Source organism: Acidovorax sp. FW305-C-20-28 (assembly GCF_058783375.1).
The window spans coordinates 1-24318 of record NZ_JBYSYM010000042.1 but is presented as its reverse complement, the minus strand read 5'-3'; the positions used below and the strand labels follow the sequence as shown (position 1 = coordinate 24318).

General features: G+C 67.0%; 16 protein-coding genes. All 16 read left to right on the top strand.

The genetic code is table 11. The features are described 5' to 3' along the window. The first annotated feature begins 31 nt into the window (after positions 1-31). Positions 32-1570 carry a hypothetical protein gene (locus AC3WOH_RS30955; RefSeq protein WP_492233143.1) on the top strand — a complete coding sequence of 513 codons (1539 nt, stop codon included), beginning with the start codon at positions 32-34 and terminating at the stop codon, positions 1568-1570. 20 nt (positions 1571-1590) lie between these two features. Next, positions 1591-1845 (top strand): hypothetical protein, encoded by a 255-nt coding sequence (locus AC3WOH_RS30950; RefSeq protein WP_492233142.1) that lies wholly within the window; start codon positions 1591-1593, stop codon positions 1843-1845. A 20-nt stretch (positions 1846-1865) separates the two neighbouring features. Further along, on the top strand, positions 1866-2966 hold the full coding sequence (locus tag AC3WOH_RS30945; RefSeq protein ID WP_492233141.1) for a hypothetical protein: 1101 nt from the start codon (positions 1866-1868) through the stop codon (positions 2964-2966). Positions 2967-2970: 4 nt separating this feature from the next. Then, on the top strand, positions 2971-3345 hold the full coding sequence (locus tag AC3WOH_RS30940) for a hypothetical protein (protein ID WP_492233140.1): 375 nt from the start codon (positions 2971-2973) through the stop codon (positions 3343-3345). A gap of 62 nt (positions 3346-3407) precedes the next feature. Next, the gene (locus AC3WOH_RS30935; RefSeq protein ID WP_492233139.1) at positions 3408-4484 is read left to right on the top strand and encodes a hypothetical protein; all 1077 of its coding nucleotides are present in this window, start codon (positions 3408-3410) and stop codon (positions 4482-4484) included. Between the two features lie 207 nt (positions 4485-4691). After that, positions 4692-6485: a hypothetical protein gene (locus tag AC3WOH_RS30930; protein WP_492233138.1), complete on the top strand. Its 1794-nt coding sequence runs from the start codon at positions 4692-4694 to the stop codon at positions 6483-6485. Positions 6486-6674: 189 nt separating this feature from the next. After that, positions 6675-7571: a hypothetical protein gene (locus AC3WOH_RS30925; protein WP_492233137.1), complete on the top strand. Its 897-nt coding sequence runs from the start codon at positions 6675-6677 to the stop codon at positions 7569-7571. 1030 nt (positions 7572-8601) lie between these two features. Further along, on the top strand, positions 8602-12981 hold the full coding sequence (locus AC3WOH_RS30920) for a hypothetical protein (RefSeq protein ID WP_492233136.1): 4380 nt from the start codon (positions 8602-8604) through the stop codon (positions 12979-12981). A gap of 17 nt (positions 12982-12998) precedes the next feature. After that, positions 12999-13283: a hypothetical protein gene (locus AC3WOH_RS30915; protein WP_492233135.1), complete on the top strand. Its 285-nt coding sequence runs from the start codon at positions 12999-13001 to the stop codon at positions 13281-13283. A gap of 208 nt (positions 13284-13491) precedes the next feature. Then, positions 13492-16956: a hypothetical protein gene (locus AC3WOH_RS30910; RefSeq protein WP_492233134.1), complete on the top strand. Its 3465-nt coding sequence runs from the start codon at positions 13492-13494 to the stop codon at positions 16954-16956. A gap of 18 nt (positions 16957-16974) precedes the next feature. Continuing rightward, complete coding sequence (locus tag AC3WOH_RS30905) at positions 16975-17772, top strand: hypothetical protein (protein WP_492233133.1); 798 nt, start codon at positions 16975-16977, stop codon at positions 17770-17772. A 362-nt stretch (positions 17773-18134) separates the two neighbouring features. Further along, positions 18135-20102 (top strand): MuF-C-terminal domain-containing protein, encoded by a 1968-nt coding sequence (locus tag AC3WOH_RS30900; RefSeq protein WP_492233132.1) that lies wholly within the window; start codon positions 18135-18137, stop codon positions 20100-20102. 3 nt (positions 20103-20105) lie between these two features. Then, the gene (locus AC3WOH_RS30895) at positions 20106-20591 is read left to right on the top strand and encodes a hypothetical protein (protein WP_492233131.1); all 486 of its coding nucleotides are present in this window, start codon (positions 20106-20108) and stop codon (positions 20589-20591) included. Between the two features lie 51 nt (positions 20592-20642). Then, complete coding sequence (locus AC3WOH_RS30890; protein WP_492233130.1) at positions 20643-21197, top strand: hypothetical protein; 555 nt, start codon at positions 20643-20645, stop codon at positions 21195-21197. A gap of 65 nt (positions 21198-21262) precedes the next feature. Next, positions 21263-21832 (top strand): hypothetical protein, encoded by a 570-nt coding sequence (locus AC3WOH_RS30885; RefSeq protein ID WP_492233129.1) that lies wholly within the window; start codon positions 21263-21265, stop codon positions 21830-21832. 286 nt (positions 21833-22118) lie between these two features. Continuing rightward, positions 22119-24318: MuF-C-terminal domain-containing protein (locus AC3WOH_RS30880; RefSeq protein ID WP_492233128.1), on the top strand; the 2200-nt coding region annotated here is incomplete at its 3' end.

Genomic DNA, 24318 nt, shown 5'->3' with positions numbered 1-24318 from the left:
TGATTGACTGATTGATTGACGGAAGGACCCCATGCCCATCGTCCGCATCGAAGACCTCTCGGGCGGCTTTCTGCCCGACCTGATGCCCCAGGAGCTGCCCCTGGGCGCGGCCAGCGCCGTCACCAACATGCGCTTTGCTGCAGGATTTGCCGAGCGCTACCGCGGCATGGCCAACGTGTTCGGCACGCCCGGCGCCACGCCCTACTGGATCGCGCCCTACGCCAGCCTGGCCAACCGCCTGTGGGTCACCGGCTGCCTGGCCAAGCTGTATGCCTATGACGGCGCCACGCAGTTCGACATCACGCCCACGCCCGCGCCCACGGGCGCCATCGACGACCGCTACACCGGCGGCATGTTCAACGGCGTGCTCGTCATCAACAACGGCAAGGATGCGCCCTGGGTCTGGGGCGGCGCCACCGCCTCGCCCGCCATCGCCCTGCCCAACTGGGACCCCACGCACCGCGCCTTCTGGATGCGGCCCTTCGGCAACTACCTTTTTGCCGGCGGCATCACCAAGGGCACGACCAACTACCCGCACATGCTCAAGTGGTCCACCGCCGCCGTGCCCGGCGCCGTGCCCGGCACCTGGAACCCCGCCGACCCCAGCCAGGACGCCAACGAACGCGACCTGGCCGAGACCGCCGACGTCATGGTCGATGCCCTGCCCATGGGCAACCAGCTCATCATCTACAAAGAGCGCAGCATGTACTCGGCGCGCTACGTGGGCGGCCAGCAGATCTTCAGCACCCAGCGCCTGCCCGGCGACACCGGCATGCTCGCGCGCGGCTGCGCGGTCGACACCCCCATCGGCCACGTCGTGCTCACCGCCGGCGACGTCGTCGTGCACCAGGGCGGCGCCGCGCAAAGCCTGGCCGACGGCGCCATCCGCAAGTTCATCTTCAACAACATGAACAGCCTGCGCGCCGAGCGCTCCTTCGTCGTCGCCAACCCGCAAAAGGCCGAAGTGCTGGTGTGCTTTCCCACCAGCGACAGCGAGGTCTGCGACACCGCCGCCGCCTACAACTGGATCAGCAAGAAGTGGGGCACCCGCTCGCTGGCCGGCTGCAACTACGCCGCCAGCGGGCAGATCAACGCCAGCGCCACCGTGCTGCAGTGGGACACCGACAACGACACCTGGGACAGCGACGCCACCACCTGGAACGAAAACGAATACGCCGCCAACGAAGCGCGCGTGCTCTTTGCGCGCACCAACGCCATCAGCGCCTTCGACATCGGCACCACCGACTACGGCGCCCAGATCGCCAGCCGCCTGGAGCGCACCGGCATGGCCTTCGGCAGCCCCACCACCAGCAAACTGCTGCGCGGCATCTACCCGCACATCGACGCCCCGCCCGGCACCGTGGTGCGCATCGCCGCCGGCAGCGCCATGCACGCATCGGAGGGCGTTACCTGGGCCCCCGCCGTGGACTTTGTCGTCGGCGGGCCCGACCACCTCGCCTGCGCCATGGTGCAAGGCCGCCAGCTCGCCGTGCGCATCGACGGTACCGGCTACCAGGGCTGGCGCATCCGCAGCATGGACCTCGACATCCAACCCACTGGAGAACGCTGACCCGAGCGCGGACCCCCACCATGTACTACACCCCCAGGCACATCCCCCCGGGCGCCAGCCTCGACGAGCTCAAGACCTGGCTCGCCACCGAACTGGCCAACCTGCAGACCGCCGGCCACGCCGCCGTCGACGGCCTGCAGCTCAAACCCCTGTACGCCGCCCCCGCGCGCGTGCGCGACGGCCTCACCGTGCTGGCCGACGGAACGCAATGGAACCCCGGCGCCGGCCCAGGTGTGTACACCTGGTACGCCGGGTCCTGGAAGAAATTGGGATAGAAAGACAAGGAGCCAACGACATGTCCAACTGGAGCCCCGAACAGCTCGCCATCGCCGCCGAATTCATCCAGGCCAACATCGACAACCCCGACGCCATCGCCCAGCGCCGCGACGAACTCGGCCTGACCAACGCCGACCTGCTGCAGGCCGCGCAAACCGTCGACAAAGGCATCACCCTGGGCCAGGTGCAGGAGTACCTGGGCGAAACCCCCAAGCCCAAGCCCCGCGCCCCGGCCGCCGCCCCTGCCATGCAGGCCTACCAGGCCAACCCCTACCTGGACCAGATGGCCGCCGGCATCGTCCAGCAGACCACGCGCAACCTCAACGAGCAGATCATGCCCGGCCTGCGCTCCCAGGCCATCGCCGCCGGCGGCTTCGGCGACGCGCGCCACGGCGTCGCCGAAGGCCTGGCCATCGGCCGCACCAACGACGCCCTGGCCAACAGCCTGGCCAACCTCTATGGCACCGACTACCAAAAGGCCATGGACCGCAACGCCCAGATCTACCAGGCCGAAATGCAGAACCAGCTCGGCTACGCCGGCCTCGATACCCAGCGCTACGGCATCGACCAGAACAACGCCACCCAGCGCTACAGCACCGACCTGTCCAATGCCACCCAGCGCTACGGCATCGACCAGAACTACAACCTGGGCATGACCAACGCCGGCAACACGCGCTACGGTATCGACAAGAACTACGACGTGGGCATGGCCAGCGCCAACGCCAGCATGGCCAACGCCCAGGCCAACCAGACCAACGCCGCCAACAACTACGCCCTGGCGCAGCAGCAGTTCGGCGTGAACACCATGTTCGGCCTGCTTGACCGGCAAAACGCCTACAGCAACAGCGGGATCAACATGGGCACCACCATCCAGAACACCCCCGCGACCTACTACGACCGCTTCAACCAGCAGGCCAACAGCCTGGGGCGCGGCTACGCATCCACCTCGCAGACCAGCAGCGGCAGCGGCATGAACCCGGTGGGGCAGGCGGTGGGCTCGGCCGTCACGAACATCGGGAACAGCTGGTTCGGCAACAGCGGCGGCAATGCCGCAGCCGCTCCCGTTCCCATGGCGCAGAACCACGGCGTGTTCTTCGGAACCGGATCGATGGGGGACTGACGCGATGCACTTCGACCCCCACCACATCCCCGACGAAGCCATCGAAGCCCTGCGCCCCGCCTTCACGCGCTTTGGCCTCGAAGGCGAGCACTACACACCCGAGTACTGGGTGCAGCGCTGCCGCGACGGCACCGCCCAACTCTGGCGCAGCGACGACGGCGCCTACTGGGCCGTCACCGAAGTCTTCGACACCGCGCGCGGCCGCGTGCTGCACGAAGTCGCCTCGGCCGGCGCCTACCGCAAAAGCCTGTTCGACGAAGGCGAGGCCTGGGCCCGCTCCGTCGGCTGCACCAAGGCCCGCACCGAGGGCCGCCCCGGCTGGAAGAAACGGCTGCCCGACTACAAGGTGGTGGCCATGACATTTGAAAAGGAGCTTTGACAAACATGCCAGCAGCAATTCCAATCGCGGCCTCGGTCGCCGGGTCCATGGTCAGCAGCGCCATGAACAAAAGCTCCAACGGCGGCGGGAGCAGCGCGAGCGCCAGCAGCGAGCCCTGGGCCGAAGCCGCCCCCTGGCTCAAGAACAACGTGCGCAAGGGCCAGGAGCTGCAGGAGCAGTACGAGGCCCAGCCCTTCAACGCCCTGCAGCAGACCGCCTACCAGAACGCCTTCAACGACATCGACAGCTACCGCAACAGCTTCATGCCCTCGATGATGCAGTTCGCCGGCGGCCTGCTCGGCCCCGGCTTCCAGATGCCCGGCGCCTACACCGCCGCGGGCATGTCGCAACACCAGCAGCAGGGGGTGCAACAGGGGGCGCAGCTCGGGGCACAGTGGGGCGGCGCCGGCCTGCTCGGCAACGTGCCCGCGCAGGCAGGCCCCGCCTGGAGCCAGGAGCAACTGCAGGGCGCGGGCAGCTTCATCCGCGACAACATCGACAACCCCGAGCTCATCCGGCAAGAGGCCTCGCGCCTGGGCCTGTCCAACCGCGACATGCTGAGCGCCGCCCGCACCGTGGACCCCAACATCTCCATGGCCCAGGTCAACCAGTACATGGGCCGCGAAGATCCCCAGTACGGCTCGCCGTACGGCGGCCGGCCGCGCTGGAGCACCGAGCAACTGCAGGGCGCCGGCAACTTCATCCGCGACAACATCGAGAACCCGGCCCTCATCAAGCAAGAGGCCGCGCGGCTCGGCCTGTCCAACGCCGACATCCTGAGCGCGGCCCAGACCGTGAACCCCGGCATCGCCATGGGCCAGGTGGACCAGTACATGGGCCGCCGCGATCCGCAGTACGCCCGCCCATCGTTCGGCCTCATCGACTGGAACAACTCGTTTCCCCGCGTGTCGGCAAACGCCACCGTGGCGGCGCAGGCGCAGGCGGGCGAAACGCCCGAACAGCGCCGCCGCCGCGAGGAAGAGGAGTACTACCGCATGCTGATGATGAACGGCGCAGGGGATGGCGTCGGTGACGATGGTGGCGGTGGTGGCGGCGTAGGCAGTGCGGGTTCCGCCGGGGCCTCAAGTGCTGCTGCTGCCGGGGCCGCAGCCAGTGGTGGTGATGGCGGCAGCAAATAGCGCAACGCGTGGCGGGATTGCCGGGGAGTGACCCCCGGGGTTCTTGTCACACCACCGTCCCCTGCTACAGACCGTGAGGGCCGGGCCTGGCCCTGAGCGTCTGCGCGCGCTACCACCCCCGGCACGACGCAGCACGCCCCCGCCCGCGCGGGCGTCACCCGGGCCACCAGGGCCGTGCTGTTCACCCCATTCACCGGAGACTCCCCCATGGACATTCGCCTGCCTGACGGCACCCTTGTCGAGAACCTGCCCGAGGGCCTGACCGAGGACGAGATCGCGCAGCTGCTGCGCACCAACCAGGTCGCGGCGCGCGCCGAACCCCAGCAGCCCCGGCCCACCGCGGACGACATCCCCGGGCACGGGCGGCGCGCGCCACCGGCATCCCAGGGCTCGGGCAGCGACTGGGTGGACGGCATCAATGCCCTGGGCACAGGGCTCAACCGTGGCCCCGCGTACCTGGTGGGCGCGCCTGTCGATGCAGCCGCCAACGTGCGCGACCTGGGCAAAGCCGCCATCGGGTCCGCCTGGCAGGCCATCACCGGCAAGCCCGCGCCCGATGCACTGCAGCTCACCCCGCGAGACGAAGACCTGGGCTCCGGCCCATGGCTGCTCAAGCAGGCGCGCAGGACCCCGCTGGGGCGTGGCCTGGTGGACCCGGCCAACCCCGCGTATGAAGGCGGCTACCTGCAGAACTCCGGCAGCGCGCTGATCGGCGCCCTCAACCCCGGCACGCGCGGGCAGATGGCCGGCCAGGTGCTCAACAACCTGGCCAGCGCCAACCTGGCCAAGGCCGTGGGCGACGCCACCGGCAGCCCCGAGCTGGCCATCGCCGCCGGCATGTCGCCGCTGGCATTGAAGCAAGGCTTGGCCGCGGGCGCGAAGATCGCCGTGCGCGGCGACGAGGCCGGCCGCCAGGCCATGGCCCAGCGCGTGCAGGACCTGCGCAACGCCGGCGTCGACCAGCCCACCCTGGGCCTGGCCTCGGGCAACCCCGTGGTGGGCGCGGCAGAGAACCTGCTGCACGCCACGCCGCTGGCAGCACCCATCATGGAGCGTGCGCGCCAGCGCGCGCTGGGCGGCCTGCAGGACACGGTGGACAGCGCGGTGGCCCAGGCCGGCGGCGGCGGCGGCGACCGCGGGCCCCTGAACGCCGGCACCGCCATCCAGCGCGGCGTGCGCCAGTTCACCGGCGACCTGCAGGCGCGCCAGGGCCTGCTCGACGAGGCCGCCGCAGCGCAGGGCACCGAGCGCGGCGCCGATTGGGCCCAAAGGGTCAAGGCCGCGGCCGACGAGCGCACGAAACGCCTGCAGCCCTTCCTCAAGCCCGACCAGGCCGAAGACGCCTTCTTCGCCGCCGAGAAAAGCCTGGCCAACGGCCCCACCGTGCTGCAGACCCTGAAGAAAAGCCTGCCCGAAGGCGCACGTGGCGAAGTCGCCGGCACCGTGATCGACCGCCTCGGCCGCGTGCCCGCCGGCGCGCAGGGCGAAGGCAGCCCGGCCTGGAACCACGAGACCTTTCTGGCCAGGTGGAACGCCATGGCCCCCAAGGCGCGCGACGAACTGCTCAGCGGCTACCCCAACGCCGCGCGCGTGCGCGCCGACGTCGAAGCCGCCGCCCAGGCCGCACGCCGCATGGGCGACAACTCCAAAATGTGGTCCAAACCCTCGCAGGCCTGGGCCGACTACGTGGCCAAGGGCGCGCTGGCCACGGCGGCCACAGCGGCCGGCGGCTTGGCCACCGGCGCGGTGACGCCCGAGGCCCTGGCGCGGGGCGCGCTGGCCACCGCAGGCACCGCCGCCGCCGCCCGGCTGGCCGCCCACGCACTCACCAGCCCGCAGGTGGTGCGCGCCGCCGCCTCGCCCACCCCCATCGACCCGCGCCAGCTCGACGCCCAACTGCGCGGCCTGGCCGGTGGGGGCTTCTTCAGCGGGCTGCAACTGCAGCCGCAACCACAGCAGGACGAGCCCTTTGGCGGGCTGTTTGGCGGGGCGCAGGAGTGATTGAGGGACGGGCGCGTGGGCGACCGGGCGCACGGGCACACCGGCGCATCGCCAGCCAGGCCGCGGCACCGCGGCCCCGCAAGTACCGCTGCATCCCATGCAGCACCCACCCATGCGCCGGCCCGGCATCCACGGGCATTGGCACACCAGAGACGACACCGCGCATACGGCGCAGAAAGGCCAGCCCCCATGGGACTGTTTGATGGAGCATTCGACAACGCCGATGGCCAGCAGGCCGTCTTGGCACAGGCCCTGCAGGATGTATGGGACGGCGGCAAGGAGACCGCGCGCAGCGTGGGTGGCGCGTTGACGGATGAGCAGTTCTACCGTGACGTGGGCGGTGGCCTGCGCGATGTGGCCGGGCGCGGCGTGGCACAGACATTGGGCGGGGCCGTCGACCTGGCCATCACACCTTTCAACTGGGCGGGCCTGGACGATCCCGAGCCGACGCTGGGGTCAGAGTGGTTCGGCAGGAAGATGGAGGACGCCGGCCTGATCTCGCCCGAGCGGCGGCCGGTGGCTGAGATGCTGGCGGGGTTCGTGTCGCCGGCAGCAGTGGCGCCCAACCTCGCCCGTCGCGCGTCGCAAGCGGTGGGGCATGCCTTCACCAGCAGCCTTCCCAGGCTCAACACCGTTTCGCCGTCGGGAGCCGTGTACGCCATGTCGCCGCAGGGGCGGACCGGCATGCGTGAAGCCCTTCAAACGGGCACACTCAACAGTGAGTTGCGATTGGGCGATGTGACCGCCGGCCAAGCCGCTGGTCTGAGGGAGCTGGGTCTCAAGTCGGCTAGCACAGACGTTTACTTGACGCCCGAGGTGTTCAACAAGCTCATGAAGAGGCGGCTGGGGGACGATGGCTACAGTGTTGATGATCTCATGCGCTTCACCGAGCAGGCCATGGCAAAGCAATCCGGGTGGCGGATCGATCCCGGCAAAAAGGGCCAGCAACCCCAGCTCTGGAACGAAAAAATGCGCGATCCAATCACAGGCTGGCAGTATGAAGCCACGATGCCTCTCGCGGGGAACGGCACGCGGTTTGAAGTCCGTTCCGTGGTCCCGGATGGGCTTCCTCCGCGAAAAAAATAAAGCCCCCGACCTTGCGATCAGAGGCTTTACCCGGTCCACATGGGCAGGGTGAGGTTGGGTACTCACTCATGCCTGAGGCGCGTCACCGCCCATGGAACACTTCCAGCTCGACTGAGCTGGCAGGGGTGGATTTTATCGCGAGGCGCCCAACGGCCGCAATGCAATGCAGTGGCGCGGGCCGGGTCATCACCGCAGTGGATGCGCCGACCGCCGACGAGCACACACCAACAACAAAGCCCCAAGGCTAAAAAAGCAATGGGGCTCTGAGGGGTCTTCCAGGAGGGGGTGGCACCGATTTCCACCTCTCGTACTTTCACGGCCCTTTGGGGGCCGCCATTGACTCAGCACAACCTGGCGAACACTACCTGTCCGAAGGACACGGTGGCGTGATTTTAGAGCAAGGCGCTACTGTCCGTACTCCCGGCCATCGCACCGTGCCCGGCGACTTGTTTGCCGGGTGGATCGTCCGCGCAAAAAATAAAGCCCCCGACCTTGCGATCAGAGGCTTTACCCGGTCCACATGGGCGGGGTGAGGTTGGGTACTCACTCATGCCTGAGGCGCGTCACCGCCCATGGAACACTTCCTGGCTGCATTACGCCAAGCGGGGTGAATTTTATCGCGAGGCGCCCAAAAAGCGCCAACGCAACGAAGCGCGTCGGGTCATCACCGCAGTGGATGCGCCGACCGCCGACGAGCACACACCCACAACAAAGCCCCAAGGCTGAAAAAGCAATGGGGCTCTGAAAGCACCCCTGGCCACGGCCACCTGGCGCGGGATTGTTCGAAACCCCCGCGCACCCCAAGGCAGCGCAGCGCCCGCATGCGCACCCGGGCCAGCCGGCCCGCGCCCGCGCCACACGCGCTCAAGCCACCACACCCCTCACCAACCGATCGCGTGCATGCGCCTGCGCCGCGCAGGCGCAGCCGTGCGCGCAGCCAGTCAACCAATCAACCAACCACTCAACCAACGGGCCCCACAGGCCCTGTCCATCGGCAATTGCAGCCGATGGCCCAAGGAGGCAATGCACGATGGGATTTTTCGACAACCTGCTGGAGCGCTCGCCCGCCGAGCCACGCCGCAGCGGCTACTTCGGCCCCCTGCTGGACTACGGCAACAGCGTGGCACCTGCGCCGGTGCCTGCTGCCCCCCGCCCACAGGCGCCACGGCCCGCCGCCAACGTGCCGGCGCCCCAGGCCGGTGGCGCCCGTGGCATGGTGAACCCGCCCCCCGCTGCGCGTGAAGACGTGCCTGAGATGACCCTCGGGTCGGTGCTCCGGGACGGGGCTTCCGGCGTCCTGAAAGTCGGCCCCACCGCCGTGAAGGGCGCCGCCGACCTGATACGCATGATGACCGGCGACGCCCTGGGCAAAGACCTGTCCGACTTCATGCAAGATCGGATGGACACGATGGGCACCATCGTGGGCTCCGAGCGTGCGGCTGCACAGCGCACGAACTTCGAGCGCGACATGAAAGACCCCGACGTCGGCATCCGGCAGGCGGTGCTCAACAACAAGGGCGCCATCGCCGACCAGCTCCTGCCCAGCCTGGGCAGCATGCTGCTGCCCGCAGGCGCGGCCAACGCCGCCACCAGGCTGGTCATGGCCGGCAAGGCAGCGGCCAGCCTGGACAAGGTTGCGCTCGCAGCGCGGGTTGCCCGCGTCCAGCTCGCCGCAGGCATCGGGGCCACCGCCGCGCAGAACGCCGCCGAAGTCTTCACCAACCTGTTGGACAAGGGCCACTCGCTGGAGCAAGCGTACACGGCCGCCGGCATCAGCGTGCCCTTCTCCGTCCTTGCCGGCAAGCTGTTTGGCGGTGGCGCCGAAGCGGCGCTGCTGCGGCAGGCCACGCGACAGACCCCAGCCCAGGCCGTCAAGGCGGGAGCGGTGGGCGTCGCCAAGGCAGGGGGGCGTGGTGGTGGGCAGGAGACGGTCGAAGAATTTGGCCAGATCGCCGGCGAAGCCGGGGCCACGCAAACCATGCCCAACCTCACCAACGCCGGCAAGCGCCTGGCCGTGTCCAGCGTGAGCGGCTTCGCCACAGATGGCGGCATGAAGTCGGCCGGGCACGCCAACGACGCCTGGCGCGCGCGGGGCGCGAAAGCCCCGTCCGCCGCGCCCCTGGCACCACCCGCACCAGCGCCCACCGCAGCGCCCGCAGCCCCGCGCCGCGAAACCACCATCGACGTCACCTACACCAACGCCGACGGCCAAACCATCACCGACGTGGTGCCAGGCACACCCGCGCCCGCCGCGCGCCGCACCGGCGCGGGTGGCAACGGCACCAGCAACAGCAACAGCAAGCGCAACGGCAACGGCAACGGCAACGGCAACGGCAAGACCTCCGCCACCAACGGCAACCCTCGTGCGGTGGACACAGCGCCAGCGCCCGCAGAGGGCAGCACCGCACCGGCATTCCAGCCCATCGCCGCCGGCAACAACTGGTCCGACGCCGCTGCCGCCGCCAGGCAAACCCAGCGCGAAGCCGCCGTCATGGCCAAGGCACAAGAGGCCCTGAGCGAGCCGCCACCGCAGGCGTGGGAACCAACGTGGGAACAGGCGTGGGAGCAAGCGCAGCAGCAAGAGCAGCAACCGCAGCCCGCCGATGCCGCCCCGCCCCAGGCAACGCAGACCCTGAACGACATGGTCGCCCTGATGGACATGGCCCCCACGCAGGACACCGCCCCCGCCGATGCACAGGCCACAACCCAAGACCCGGCCGCCCCCAACCCCGCCACCCCACCGGCCACCTACGACACCGCCCAGCCGCAGGCTGATCACACTTGGCAGGCTGAGCAGGCTGAACAAACCTGGCAGGCAGAGCAGCCTTCGCAGCCCGAGCAAACCGAACAGCCCCTCACCGCGCCCGACGAGGCCCCCGCCCAGCCCCTGGGCCTGCAAATGTGGCCCACCGACAGCGCCACCGAGGCAATGCCCGAGCCCCTGCTCGCCCTGCCCCTGCACACGCCCGAACTGCCCCCGCTGGAGCAGGCCTTTGCGCAGACCGGGCAGGGCTACGGAGACGGGTACGGCTACAGCTACAGCCCCACCCCCGCGTTCGAAGCACCCACCCAGCCCTGGGAGCAGAGCGCCCAGAGCACCCCCAGCGCCAGCTCCCGCAACAACAACGCAATCCACAGCAGCGACTACAGCCTCATCAGCGACAGCCTGCAGGCGCTGGCGCAAGAACAAGCGCAAGCACAGGCACAAACGCAGACGCAGACGCAGACGCAGACCAGCGCACGGGCCGCAACACCCGCCCTGCGCCAGGCCGAGCCCTTGGGCGCCACCGCCACTGCAGCAGCAACGCCAACGCCAACATCACCCGCCCCCGCACCGGCCCTGCCGCCACTGCCACGCATGCCCACGGGTGTGCCGTACAGCCAGGGCGACACCGTGGCCATGGCACCCGCCCGCTACCAGGCCGCCCCCGGCATGGACCTGCCACGCGCCATGCCGCAAGCGGGTGCGGTGGACGCTGTGCCGGCCCAGCCCATGCCGGCCTGGCCCGCCTGGCAGGCGCCCGCGCGCACCCAGCCCGCGCACCAGGCCGCCGATGCGGCAGCAGAGACAGCCCCACCCGCCGTGGCGCGGGCTGGTGAAGCGGCCGCCCCAGCCCCAGCCCCAACCGCACAGGCAACCGATGGCGCAGCGCTGCAAACGCCCCGGCCCGACCTCGCCCCCGGCGAGGCCACCACTGCCAAGGCCAACGCCAACGAAGCTGCACCCACACCAGCACCAGCACCCATGGTGCGGCTGGAAGAGGGCGGCCAGCAGGCCGCTGCTGCGCCAGGCACAGCAACCCGGCAAGGCAGCCAGCAAGGCCCAGCGGGCCGCAATGCCCTTGCGCAAAGCGACCCCGCCAGCCAGCCTGGTACCACCACTGTGCAAGAGACTGCACCGGACGCCACTGCCACCAGCGACGCCGATGCAACTGCAAATGCAGCCGCAGCCGCAACTGGCATGCAGTACAGCCGCGAGACAGGCCCAGCCCGCACGCGCGCACAAACCGCGAGCACCACGCAAGGCACGCCCGCCCCGGCCTCCCAGGGCACAACGCAAACAGCCACCATCCAATCGGTGCAAGCCGCACTCAACACCCTGGTAGGCCCCATAGGCCGACTGCGCCTGGGCCGGGGCGGCGTGGTGGTCACCACCTCCGAACGCATCCAGCCCGACTGGGAGCCCCTGGTCGGCAAGGTGGACATCGGCTCAGAGGAGACAGGCCGCGTCAAGGGCTTCTACGACCCCGACAGCAAGACGGTGTTCCTCATTGCCGACCACATCCAGGCCGGCCACGAGGTGGCCGTGGCCGCGCACGAACTCATGCACAAGCACGGCAAGGCCGTGCTCGGCGAAGCCAAGTGGAAGCACCTGCACGAAACCCTGGGCACCTGGGCCAACAAGCCCCAAGGCAGCCTGGAGCGGCAAGTGCACGACGAAGCCGTGCGGCGCATGGAGGCCGCCCGCCCGGCCGACGCGCAGGCCGATGCGCAGGCCGAGGTCCAGGAGAACCACCGCAGCGAAGAACTCTTTCCCTACGCAGTCGAGGTGGCCGTGGAGCTGGGAATCCAGCCCATCGCCATGCGCCCCCTGGCCTCGGTGGCCGGCTGGCTGGCGCGGGTGCGCGCATCGCTGCAGGCAACGCTCAACAAGCTGACCAACAACCCGCAGGCATTCGACGGGCAAGACCTGGTGGACCTGGCGTTTGGCATAGCGCAGCGAGAGCGCGCAGGGGCAGCAACGGGTCAGTGGCAGGGGGATGTGGCATGGGCCAAGGGCGGCAGCGAAAGCCCGTCCTCTTCGACGCGCCGTCCCCTCCAGATGAGCAGCGATGCGGGCAAGGACGGTGCGGGGGCGGCGTCGGAGAAAGGCCCGGTGGGGTCGGAGAACAATCCGCGTCCGGTTCCGCTCACAGAGTTCAAGGTTCGGATACTTTCGGATGACCACAGAGATAACGCCATTGCGATGCTCGTGGATGGAGAGTATGTTGATTTTGCCGGCATCGAAATAACGGATGACGGCCCCATTCTAAGTATTGAAAAATCGGCAAAAAAAGAGTCATCAAAAGAGTACGTAAGAATCGACGCCCATGGAGTGACGGAAGCGATGCTGAAAGCAGTGATTTCTTATTACGTTGAAACGACGGGGAGTCCTCCAATTGGATTGCCAGGGAGTTTGGCTGATGATAATCGTAAGAATTTCCGAAAAGAGTTCGACAAACACAGTAAAAGCAACCACAATGGCACAGTGGATGATTGGGCGCAGGCCGCGATCAGGGATATATCGTTCGGTAAGGCTAGACAGAAGCTGGGGTATGGGGTGTTTGAAATAGAGTTGCTGGGCTCTGTCAATGTCGGCGATTTGAAGGGTGTGCCCAAAGAAATAAATGTTATTGCAAGGCGTTATTGATTTTTGAAGGAGTTATCATGGCGGGTTTGGGTGAAGAAAGTTTGGAGATGCTGAAGCAGCTTCTGGGGAGGGATGTTTCTCAGGAGGTAGGGAGTTGTCGTGATTACATGGAGGTGTACAATTTGCATATCGAAGATTTGCGCGAGCTTGTTCGGAGGAATGCGGGTCTTTATGCGGAGAGATATATCATGCACCTTCTCGGAAAGGGCGGGCTTCGGAATGCGAAATCATTTAGATATTCTGTTGTAAAAGAGAATGAAAATATTGATGATTGGTTGAGAGATAGTTACAAGGAAGGGTGAAGCAACTTTCTGCGAAAGTTAAATCGTTGGCAGTGATGGGCGCGTTGGCTCTGGAGCGCCGAAACCGTTGAGAAAACCCTCCGGCGGAAGAACGGCGCCGCATGTCCGTCCGGGATCTGTCCGCCCGGTCGTTGGAATGGGTGAGTTGACGCCGACGAACTGCTCGGCGCCCTGACCGCGCCCACCTCACGCCAGCGCCCGGTGTGGGTTGCACCCCACCACCAATCCACGATCCACCTTCGGCGCCACCCAGCCCCACGCCGAGCAGGCTTGGCAGCCCGAGCAAACCGAGCAGCCCCTCACCGCGCCCGACGAGGCCCCCGCCCAGCCCCTGGGCCTGCAGATGTGGCCCACCGACGCAGACAGCGCCACCGCGGCAATGCCCGAGCCCCTGCTCGCCCAGCCCCTGCACACGCCCGAGCTGCCCCCGCTGGAGCAGGCATTGGCGCAGACCGGGCAGGAGGACGGGTACGGCTACAGCTACAGCCCCGCCCCCGCGTTCGACGCACTCACCCAGCCCTGGGAGCAGAGCGCCCAAAGCGCCCCAAGCGCCGACGCCCGCAACGCAATCAACAGCAGCGACTACAGCCTCGTCAGCGACCGCCTGCAGGCGCTGGCACAAGAACAAGCGCAAGAGCTGCAAGCACAGGCCAGCGAGCGGGCGGCAGCGTCTAACTTGCGCCAGGCTATTCCCGCAACAACCGTGCCTTCCGTTCCGCAAGCGGGTGTGGTGGATGCATTGCCGGCCCAGGCCACGCATGCAGGGCAAATGCCCTCGCGCGCCCAGCCTTTGCAGGAGGTTGCAGAGGCTGCAGCTGTTGAGGGAGCCATGGCGCCAGCCGCGCAGCCAGCGGCTTCTACTGCGGATCAAGCTGTGTCAGGCGTCGCCTCGGCTGGTGCAGAAGTACCGACTACTTCTGTTGCTGCAGCCGCAGGAGACACAGCCCAAGCAGCTGGCATGGACCTGGCAGCTTCAGCAGCGCCTAGCGGGCCGATGTTCAGTTGGCAGACAGGCGCCGCTATGCCAAAGATCACGAAGAGTGGCCCGCGGCCAGACGATTCGATCTTGGTCGATGGTTCGCCAGATATGTGGATGGTTCCGGCGCAGGTGGAGAGGGCCACGAAGGGGATGTTTCCGCCAGCACCGGTGCGGCTTAAAAATGGCTTTCACCGCCGTTCCAATCAAGGCTACGGCGTAGCGCACATCGAAGCTGAACACGCAGCGGAGATTTCGGCGTTGGGCCTGACGGTGCCGCAGTATGTCCAGCGAATTCTGGGCGGTGCCACCAAGGTCTACGATCCTGGCAATGGCCGGCTCTATGTTGTGAACGAACGATTTGCTGGTAAGCACCAAGCCATCATCGAGTTGCGTGACGACGGCGACCACTACTCGGTAGTGACGGCCTTTGCGCGAAGGCCGGAAGGAAAAGTTGTCTGGAGCGGGCGTAGCTCTTCGGCAGGTCTCCCCGGTGCACACACAGGAGTGCAGGCACCTTTGGCTACCGGCAAGACGGAATCTTTCGACCCCACCCCCGCTTTTGGATCTTCGGCTGATCCGACCGCCTACAGGGATAATGGCGAGCTCCAAGCTGAAACACCGAAGCCATCCCCTAGCTCTCGAATTGCGGGCCAGACGGGCGAAATTTTACCTGAAGGTGGCGATCCCAGCTACAGCAAGGCCATGTCTGCGGACCTGGCCTCTGCCACTGTCGCTACCCAGAACCAACCGGCGATGGCCACCATCGAATCGGTGCAGGCAGCGGTGGATCATCTGGCAGGCGCTGGTGGACGCCTGCGCATGGGGCGAGGGGGCGTGGTGGTGACTACGGCCGACCGCATCAAGACCGATTGGGAGCCCCTCGTCGGCCGCGTGGCCATCGCCTCTGAGGATGCCGGCCGGGCGCAGGGCTTCTACGATCCCCAAAGCAAGACCGTGTTCCTCATCGCCGACCACATCAAGGCCGGCCATGAGGTGGCCGTGGCCGCGCACGAGCTCATGCACAAACATGGACAGGCGGTGTTGGGCGTGGAGGGCTGGAACCAACTGCACGAGACCATCGGCGGCTGGGCCAATGCCGCAGAAGGCAGCGTGGAGAGACAGGTTTACGACGAAGCCGTGGCGCGCGTAGAAGCCTCGCGGCCCGCAGGTGCTAACGAAGGCCTCTACGCCACGCAGGAGCTGTTTCCGTACGCGGTGCAGATCGCCGTGGAGATGGGCGTCCAGCCCAACGCGCTCAGGCCCGCCAACACGGTGGTCGGCTGGCTGGCGCAAGTGCGCGGCACGCTGCGGCGGGTGTGGAACAAGATCGCCACCCAGAAGGGAGACTTCAACTCCATGGACCTGGTGAACCTGGCCTTCGGCATCGCGCAGCGCGAGAACCCGGCGCATGCCGGGGAACTGGATGCTGTGACCACTGCGCAACTGCAAGACGCCGCTGCTGCGCTCAAGGAGATCAGCGAGGCCGGGGACTTGTTCGCCCTGCCTCGATCAAGCGCAACCACGGTGGAGGCCATTGCCGCCGATCACGATCCCGGCATCAAGGTAGAAGTCACCACCCAGGGCGACGAGACAATGCGAACGCTGACCATGCCGGATGGCACGCACGCCACGATCACCACCCGGGAGCCGACCCGCGATGAGTTCTACGGCATGGACCACGACACCGGTGCCTGGATCAAGGACCGCCCCGGCGAGAAATCCCCTCCGGTGGCGTCCCGCTCGGACGTGTGGGGCGACCTCTCCCGCCTGGAGCCTGGGCAAACGGGCGGAGTGTTCTACAACATTGCGGCCACCTACGCCCACAACACGGGGCGCATCCTTATCGGAGACCCCTCCGGTGTCAACGACCTCGCTATGCGACGCCTGCCGGAGCAGATGCTCTCCAACGCCCTGAAATTCGGCACCACGGAACACCTGGCCCCGCACCCGCGCCAGGTGGCAGGCGATGCCGCGCTGGGCGTGCCGCCGCTGCGCTGGGTCTATGGCGACCATGCGGGCAACATCCAGCGCCTGGTTGACGTGAACGAGGCGGCTCTGGAGAATGAGTCCCCCAATGCAAAGTACATCACCTACGATCTCCAGAGCGGAACTTTCCGCGATAGCCGTACGGGAGCGCTCCTCGAAGGCGGAGGGATCGATGCGGCCGCCCACGCCCGCGGAGATGCAGGAGTACTGGCGAAGCCTAGCGCTGGGTGGCGCACGCTTGCGCGAGGGGCTGTCTTCCGCGCCCTTCTGGGCCGAGGGGCAAACACACGCGAGGACGCAGGCCCTGGCCCGGGGGCAGCATCCAGATCTGGCCGAGGCGAAGTACTGGATGCGCTTGTTCGCCAACCAGATCAACTCGCACCGGCCAGAGACGGAGGCCTCGAACAAGGTAGCCGCTTACTGGCTGGACTTGCTCGACAGCGAGATCGACTCGCAAGCAGTGAGCGCGAAGACCGCATCTTCTACAGCCGCAGCACAGCGGTAGGCCCTGCACGGTCCGCCGCAGCGCAGCGCCCGGTGCAGGGCACGCAAAGCCGCATCACCGCGTTGCGCCCTGCGGCCTTGCGCACCGCTGTCGATCCGCGCATGGCGGACAACCCGATGCGCGACCAGGCGGGCGAGGGATTCTTCTTCTCCGGGCTGCAGCCTGAGCGCTTTGGCGGGCTGTTTGCGGGGCTGCGGGACTGATGCTGCCTGTCGGAGCAGATGCTCTCCAGCGCCCTGAAATTCGGCACCACGGAACACCTGGCCCCGCACCCGCGCCAGGTGGCAGGCGATGCCGCGCTGGGCGTGCCGCCGCTGCGCTGGGTCTATGGCGACCATGCGGGCAACATCCAGCGCCTGGTTGACGTGAACGAGGCGGCTCTGGAGAATGCCTACCCTGACGTCAAAAGCCTGCGCTATGACCTTGATACCGGCCAGTTCATCAACACCCGCACAGGTGAGCCCATCACCCGCGAAGCATTGGCTCGATCCGTTGACGCCAACCGAGCTGAAGGCACGCTACGCGCGGCTGGCGCCGGGTGGCGCACGCTTGCGCGAGGGGCTGTCTTCCGCGCCCTTCTGGGCCGAGGGGCAAACACACGCGAGGACGCAGGCCCTGGCCCGGGGGCAGCATCCAGATCTGGCCGAGGCGAAGTACTGGATGCGCTTGTTCGCCAACCAGATCAACTCGCACCGGCCAGAGACGGAGGCCTCGAACAAGGTAGCCGCTTACTGGCTGGACTTGCTCGACAGCGAGATCGACTTGCAAGCAGTGAGCGCGAAGACCGCATCTTCTACAGCCGCAGCACAGCGGTAGGCCCTGCACGGTCCGCTGCAGCGCAGCGCCCGGTGCAGGGCACGCAAAGCCGCATCACCGCGTTGCGCCCTGCGGCCTTGCGCACCGCTGTCGACCCGCGCATGGTGGACCACCCGATGCGTGAACAGGAGGGCGGGGGAATCTTCTTCTCCGGGCTGCAGCCTGAGCGTTTTTATGGTCTGTTTGCATTGAAAGAAGACTAGCGCGCGCGACTGCCTCCGCGGCCATGGCACCCGCCCGCTCCCAGGCCGCGCACGGCCTGGACCTGCCACGCGCCATGCCGCAAGCGGGTGCTGTTGACGCTGTGCCGGCCCAGCCCATGCCGGCCTGGCCCGCCTGGCAGGCACCCGGGCGCACCCAGCCCGCGCATCAGGCCGCCGATGCGGCAGCAGAGACAGCCCCACCGGCCGCCGTGGCCGCCCCAGCCCCAGCCGCACAGGCGGCAGATGGCGCAGCGCTGCCAACGCCCCGGCCCGACCTCGCCCCCGACGTCACTCTCGGTGAGGCCGCCAAGGCCAACGCCAACGAAGCTGCAGCCACACCAGCACCGGCCTCTGCACCCGCCGTGCGGCAGGCAGATGGCGATCAAACCGGCCCTGCCGCTACCGCATCGGTCACGCCAGGCACAGCAACCCGGCAAGGCGGCCGGCAAGGCAGCCAGCAAGGCCCAGCGGGCCGCGCTGCCCTTGCGCAAAGCGACCCCGCCAGCCAGCCTGGTACCACCACCGCGCAAGAGACTGCACCGGACGCCACCGCCACCAGCGACGCCGATGCGGCGGTAGTGCAGTACAGCCGCTCGCCAGACACCAAGGCAGCCTATGAGTCGCGCATCGACGCGCTGTTTGGTGACGCGAAGGCCAATCCGCAGGGCGTAAGGCTTCTGGACCGCTCGGACGTCATGGGGTTGCTGGGCCACTCCAATGTGCCCCTGGCGCTCAACGAAGAGCATGTGATCCACGATGGCCGGACCCACCATCCGGAGATGACCGCGAGCGTATGGAAGAAAGTCCCTGAGTGGATCGAGAACCCCGCAGCGGTCTACACCGATCCCAAGCACCCCGGGCGGCTGACCCTGGTAGCGCCTCAACGTTTGGCCGGGTATCCGGTCATCGTGGCGATTGAGCCGGGTGAGCAGCGCGGAAGAGGGGGCGCGGATCACCTGGTGGTGACGGCGTTTGCCAAAACGACAGGCGAGCTGCCTTCGCTCAGCGCTCTGGCGTCTGGAGGGCGCCTCTTGTACATGGACACAAAAATGGCCCCAGCGGTGTGGCAGCGCCCCGGGGACAACCCCCGGCGGGGCCACCCCACCTCAGGGGCCAAACCCATACTAACCGAAAAGCAACTCGGCGGGTGGAGGGCCAAAAACAACCCTGCGTACAGCAAAGAGACCTCGTCCGACCCGGCCGCCACACCTCCCCAGCCGCCTGCCACCATCGAATCGGTGCAGGCCGCAGTGGACACCCTGGTGGGCACCAAAGGGCGCCTGCGCCTGGGCCTGGGCGGCGTGGTGGTCACCACCTCCGAGCGCATCCAGCCCGACTGGGAGCCCCTCGTCGGCAAGGTGGACATCGGCTCGCAAACCAGCAGCCGCGCCCGGGGCTTCTACGAGCCCCACAGCAAGACGGTGTTCCTCATCGCCGACCACATCCCGGCCGGCCATGAGACCGCCGTGGCCGCGCACGAGCTCATGCACAAGCACGGCAAGGCCGTGCTCGGTGCCGAGGGCTGGAAGCGCCTGCACGAGACCCTGGGCACCTGGGCAGCAAGGCCCGAGGGCAGCAAAGACCGGCAAGTGCACGACGAGGCTATGCGGCGCCTCCAGGCCGCACGCCCGGCCGATGCGCAGGCCCAGGGGAACCACCGCAGCGAAGAACTCTTTCCCTACGCCGTGGAGGTGGCCGTGGAGATGGGCGTGATTCCTTCGACCATGCGCCCCGTCACCTCGGTGCAGGGCTGGTTGGCGCGTGCACTGGAGACCTTGAGCCGGGTGTGGACCAAGCTGTCGAATCGGCCGGACTTGTTCAACCGGATTGACCTCGTGGACCTGGCCTTTGCCATTGCACAGCAGGAGAACCCGGCCCTGGCCCAGGGTCTGGAGGGCGCGGTAGCGACATTCAGACCTGACGAGGAGGGTGGTGACCCGGGCCTCGCAGGCGCCAGCGGGATTGCGCGCCTGCGCGATGTCTACATCCCCCGTGACAAGTCTGGGGCGCTCATCCCGATGGCCCAGCGCCTGGTCGCCGGTGTCGGGCATGTTCCGCTACCGCTGACCGATGCCGAGGGAGCACCGCACTCGGTGCTCAGCGCAAAAGTTGGCGACGATGGTCAAACCATCTACCGACAGACCGCGACCTTCCTGGGCGGTGTATGGCCACCTCTCGACGGCCAAGATGCGCCGTGGTCCCGTGTCGACTGGAATTCTCACTCTTATCTCGAAGGCAAGACCCGGCATCCAGATCCGCACCATCACAGGCTTTACTATGATGGAAAGCAATGGCGCGAGGCCAATGCAGAGCCCTTTTATGGACATTGAGGCATGGACGTCAACCTCGGAATCTATCTTCGAAAGAGTGACCGGGAGGCGGTGCTGACGCCACTGCCCCCACGCATGCGGTCCTGGGGAGACGAGATGTTTGAAGAAGAAGGGCCGCAGCGCTTTTCAGCATTGGAGTTGGAGGGCGTGGAGTTTGAGATCTATTCCTCAGACGGGCCTGTGCTCGATGATTTTCCCGCAGATGAACTTGGCCACGAGCTTGAATATGCGTACATGACCGGGTGCGCATTGGATGCGTATGAACAATGGGCGCAGGAGAATGTCAGCTCACCGGACTTGAGCGAGTTTGAACAGGGCTTGGCCGCCTTGCTGCATCGCCTGCAGTTCTGGGCCTTGGTCTTTGCACCAGAAAGTGATCGGCTGGAAGAAACCGTCACTGTCGATGTGAAGGAAGTGATCCAGAAGATGCGGCGCGGCGCAGAAAAAGTGTGGGACTGCGACGGCTTTCTTGCTTTCAAGCTGCGGTAGGTTCAGCCCACTCGCCGCGGATCGGAAACCCCTTTTTGGAGGCATTGAACCATGAATGCATGGCTGGGCTTTTTCATGCGCAGGACCGAGAGAGACATGCTGTCTTCGCCGTTGTCACGTCCTGGCCGGTGGTGGACAGATGCAACCCTGGAGGACATCGGGCCGGTTTATACGAGCATTGACGGCGTGCATTTCGCGTTCTGTCCTCAAACGGGGCCCGTGTACAAACACTTGCCTCCCACCGAAGTGGACATTGACTATGTCGAGCTGTCCGGACCGCTGATCGATACCTATGACCGATTGGTCTGGTGGGCCGATGTCTACGACTGTGACGAATACGATGACGAAAACGAAGCGCAGGTGGCCGATGCCGTTGCGCAGTTGGAGCGCTTCGAAGCGGGGATGGAAGAGTTGCTCAACCGGCTGAGCTTTTGGGCGCTGCGGCTCGTGCCAGACAGCGAGAAGATAGGGACGTTCGTGACGGTGGATGCGGATACCGCGCTCAAGCTGTTGCGCAGCCGTGTGGCGGATTGGGCCAGCTATGAAGGTTTTGTGGCCACCAGCCTGCCGCGCGCCGAGCAGGCGACCGGCGCGCCATCGGCCTGACCCAGCGAAACTGGCCTGGCTCCTTCGCCGCGGATCGGGAACATCTCTTTTGGAGGCATTGAACCATGAATGCATGGCTGGGCTTTTTCATGCGCAGGACCGAGAGGGACATGCTGTCCTCGCCGCTGTCACGTCCTGGCCGGTGGTGGACAGCGGATGAAGCGCTGGAGGTCGTAGGGCCGCTTTGTACGAGCATTGATGGCGTGCATTTCGCGTTCTATCCTGAAACGGGCCCTGTGTACAAACACTTGCCTCCCACCGAAGTGGACATTGACTATGTTCATCTGTCCGGACCGCTGATCGATACCTATGACCGATTGGTCTGGTGGGCCGATGTCTACGACTGTGACGAATACGATGACGAAAACGAAGCGCAGGTGGCCGATGCCGTTGCGCAGTTGGAGCGTTTCGAAGCGGGGATGGCGGAGCTGCTCAACCGGCTGAGCTTCTGGGCGCTGCAGATCGTGCCAGACAGCGAGAAGATAGGGACGTTCGTGACGGTGGATGCGGATACCGCGCTCAAGCTGTTGCGCAGCCGGGTGGCGGATTGGGCCAGCTATGAAGGTTTTGTGGCCACCAGCCTGCCGCGCGCCGAGGAGGCGACCGGCGCGGGCAGCAGCGCGCCACCGGCCTGACCGCGCGGGGCTCCAAGAGACAGAGCGGATCGTTGTATTCGGTCAAGGGGGTGGTCTTGGGCGGTGGGGACCCGGCGACCATGGGTTGGGCGCTGCAGCCCGCGCCGAGGCGTTTGCAGCATCTATCGACGAGCTGCTCGCTGCCCTGACCGAACCCACCCCACGCCAGCGCCGCGGTAGGCCAAGCCGCCTTGGACACCACCCAGCCGCAGGCAGAGCAGGCCGGGCAAGATTGGCAGACTGAGCAGCCATCACTGCGCCCGAGGAGGCGCTAGCCCAGCCGTGGGTGCAGAGCACCCAGAGCACCCCCAGCGCTGACACCCGCAACAACAACGCAATCCACAGCAGCGACTACAGCCTCATCAGCGACAGCCTGCAGGCGCTGGCACAAGAACAAGCGCAAGCACAGGCACAGGCACAGACCAGCGCACGGGCCGCAACACCCGCCCTGCGCCAGGCCGACCCCTTGGGCACCACTGCCACTGCAGCAGCAACGGCAACGCCAACATCACCCGCGCCCGCACCGGCCCTGCCGCCACTGCCACGCATGCCCACGGGCTTGCAGCACAGCCAGGGCGACACCGTGGCCACGGCACCCGCCCGCTACCACGCCGCCCCCGGCATGGACCTGCCGCGTGCCATGCCGCAAACCGGCGCGGTGGACGCTGTGCCGGCACAACCCATGCCGGCCTGGCCCCCCTGGCAGGCGCCCGCGCGCACCCAGCCCGTGCACCAAGCCGCCGATGCGGCAGCAGAGACAGCCCCATCGGCCACCGTGGCTGCCCCAGCCCCAGCCGCACAGGCAGCCGATGGCGCAGCGCTGCCAACGCCCCGGCCCGACCTCGCCCCCGGCGAGGCCGCCATTGCAAAGGCCAACACCAACGCCAACGAAGCTGCACCCACACCAGCACCGGCCGCTGCACCCGCCGTGCGGCAGGCAGATGGCGACCAAACCGGCCCTGCCGCTACCGCAGCGGTCACGCAAGGCACGGCAACCCAGCAAGGCCCAGCGGGCCGCACTGCCCTTGCGCAAAGCGACCCTGCCAGCCAGCCCGGTACCACCACTGTGCAAGAGACTGCACAGCACGCCACTGTCACCAGCGGCGCCGATGCGGCGGTAGTGCAGTACAGCCGCTCGCCAGACACCAAGGCAGCCTATGAGTCGCGCATCGACGCGCTGTTTGCTGGCGAGAAGCCAGCGATGCGTGGCGTGCGTGTGCTGGACCGCTCGGACATGATCACATTTTTGGGGCTCGGCGATGGCCCCGTGTTCTTGGCCGAAGGCAAAGTGGTCGAGGGGCAAAACAACCATCCGCACATGACGGCGGGCGTTTGGAAGAAGATCCCCGAGTGGATGGATAACCCGGCCTTGGTTTTCGAGTCGGAAACCGAGCCTGGCCGGTTGGTGTTCTTTGCCCCGGAGACGGTCAATGGCGCACCCGTGCGCATCATCGTTCAACCGAATGCGGCTGGGGGTGTGCGCGCGCATCTGCTGATCAATGGATACGACACTCCCCGGGGCAACCCGTTCCATCGATGGGAGCGCGATGGCCTGTTGCGCTACGTGGACAGAAACAAATACGCCTCTGTTTCCGGAACGTTCCAGCCGCGATTGGCTGGCTTGCCCGGAGAACAAAGGCGCGGGAAGATTTTAACGGACAAGCAGTACAACGGGTGGAGGGCCAAGAACAACCCTGCGTACAGCAAAGAAACCTCGTCCGACGCGGCCGCCACCCGCCCCCAGCCGGTTGCCACCATCCAATCGGTGCAAGCCGCACTCAACACCCTGGTAGGCCCCAAAGGCCGCCTGCGCCTGGGCCGGGGCGGCGTGGTGGTCACCACCTCCGAACGCATCCAGCCCGACTGGGAACCCCTGGTCGGCAAGGTGGACATCGGCGCGCAAGGCACCGGCCGCGTCCAGGGCTTCTACGACCCCGACAGCAAGACGGTGTTCCTCATCGCCGACCACATCCAGGCCGGCCATGAGGTGGCCGTGGCCGCGCACGAACTCATGCACAAGCACGGCAAGGCCGTGCTCGGCGAAGCCAGGTGGAAGCACCTGCACGAAACCCTGGGCACCTGGGCCCACAAGCCCCAAGGCAGCCTGGAGCGGCAAGTGCACGACGAGGCCCTGCGGCGCATGGAAGCCGCCCGCCCGGCAGATGTGCAGGCCGATGCGCAGGCCGATGCGCAGGCCGAGGCCCAGGAGAGCCACGACAGCGAAGAACTCTTTCCCTACGCCGTGGAGGTGGCAGTCGAGATGGGCGTCCAGCCCGTGGCCATGCGCCCCCTGGCCTCGGTGGCCGGCTGGCTGGCGCGGGTGCGCGCATCGCTGCAGGCAACGCTCAACAAGCTGACCAACAACCCGCAGGCATTCGACGGGCAAGACCTGGTGGACCTGGCGTTTGGCATAGCGCAGCGAGAGCGCGCAGGGGCAGCAACGGGTCAGTGGCAGGGGGATGTGGCATGGGCCAAGGGCGGCAGCG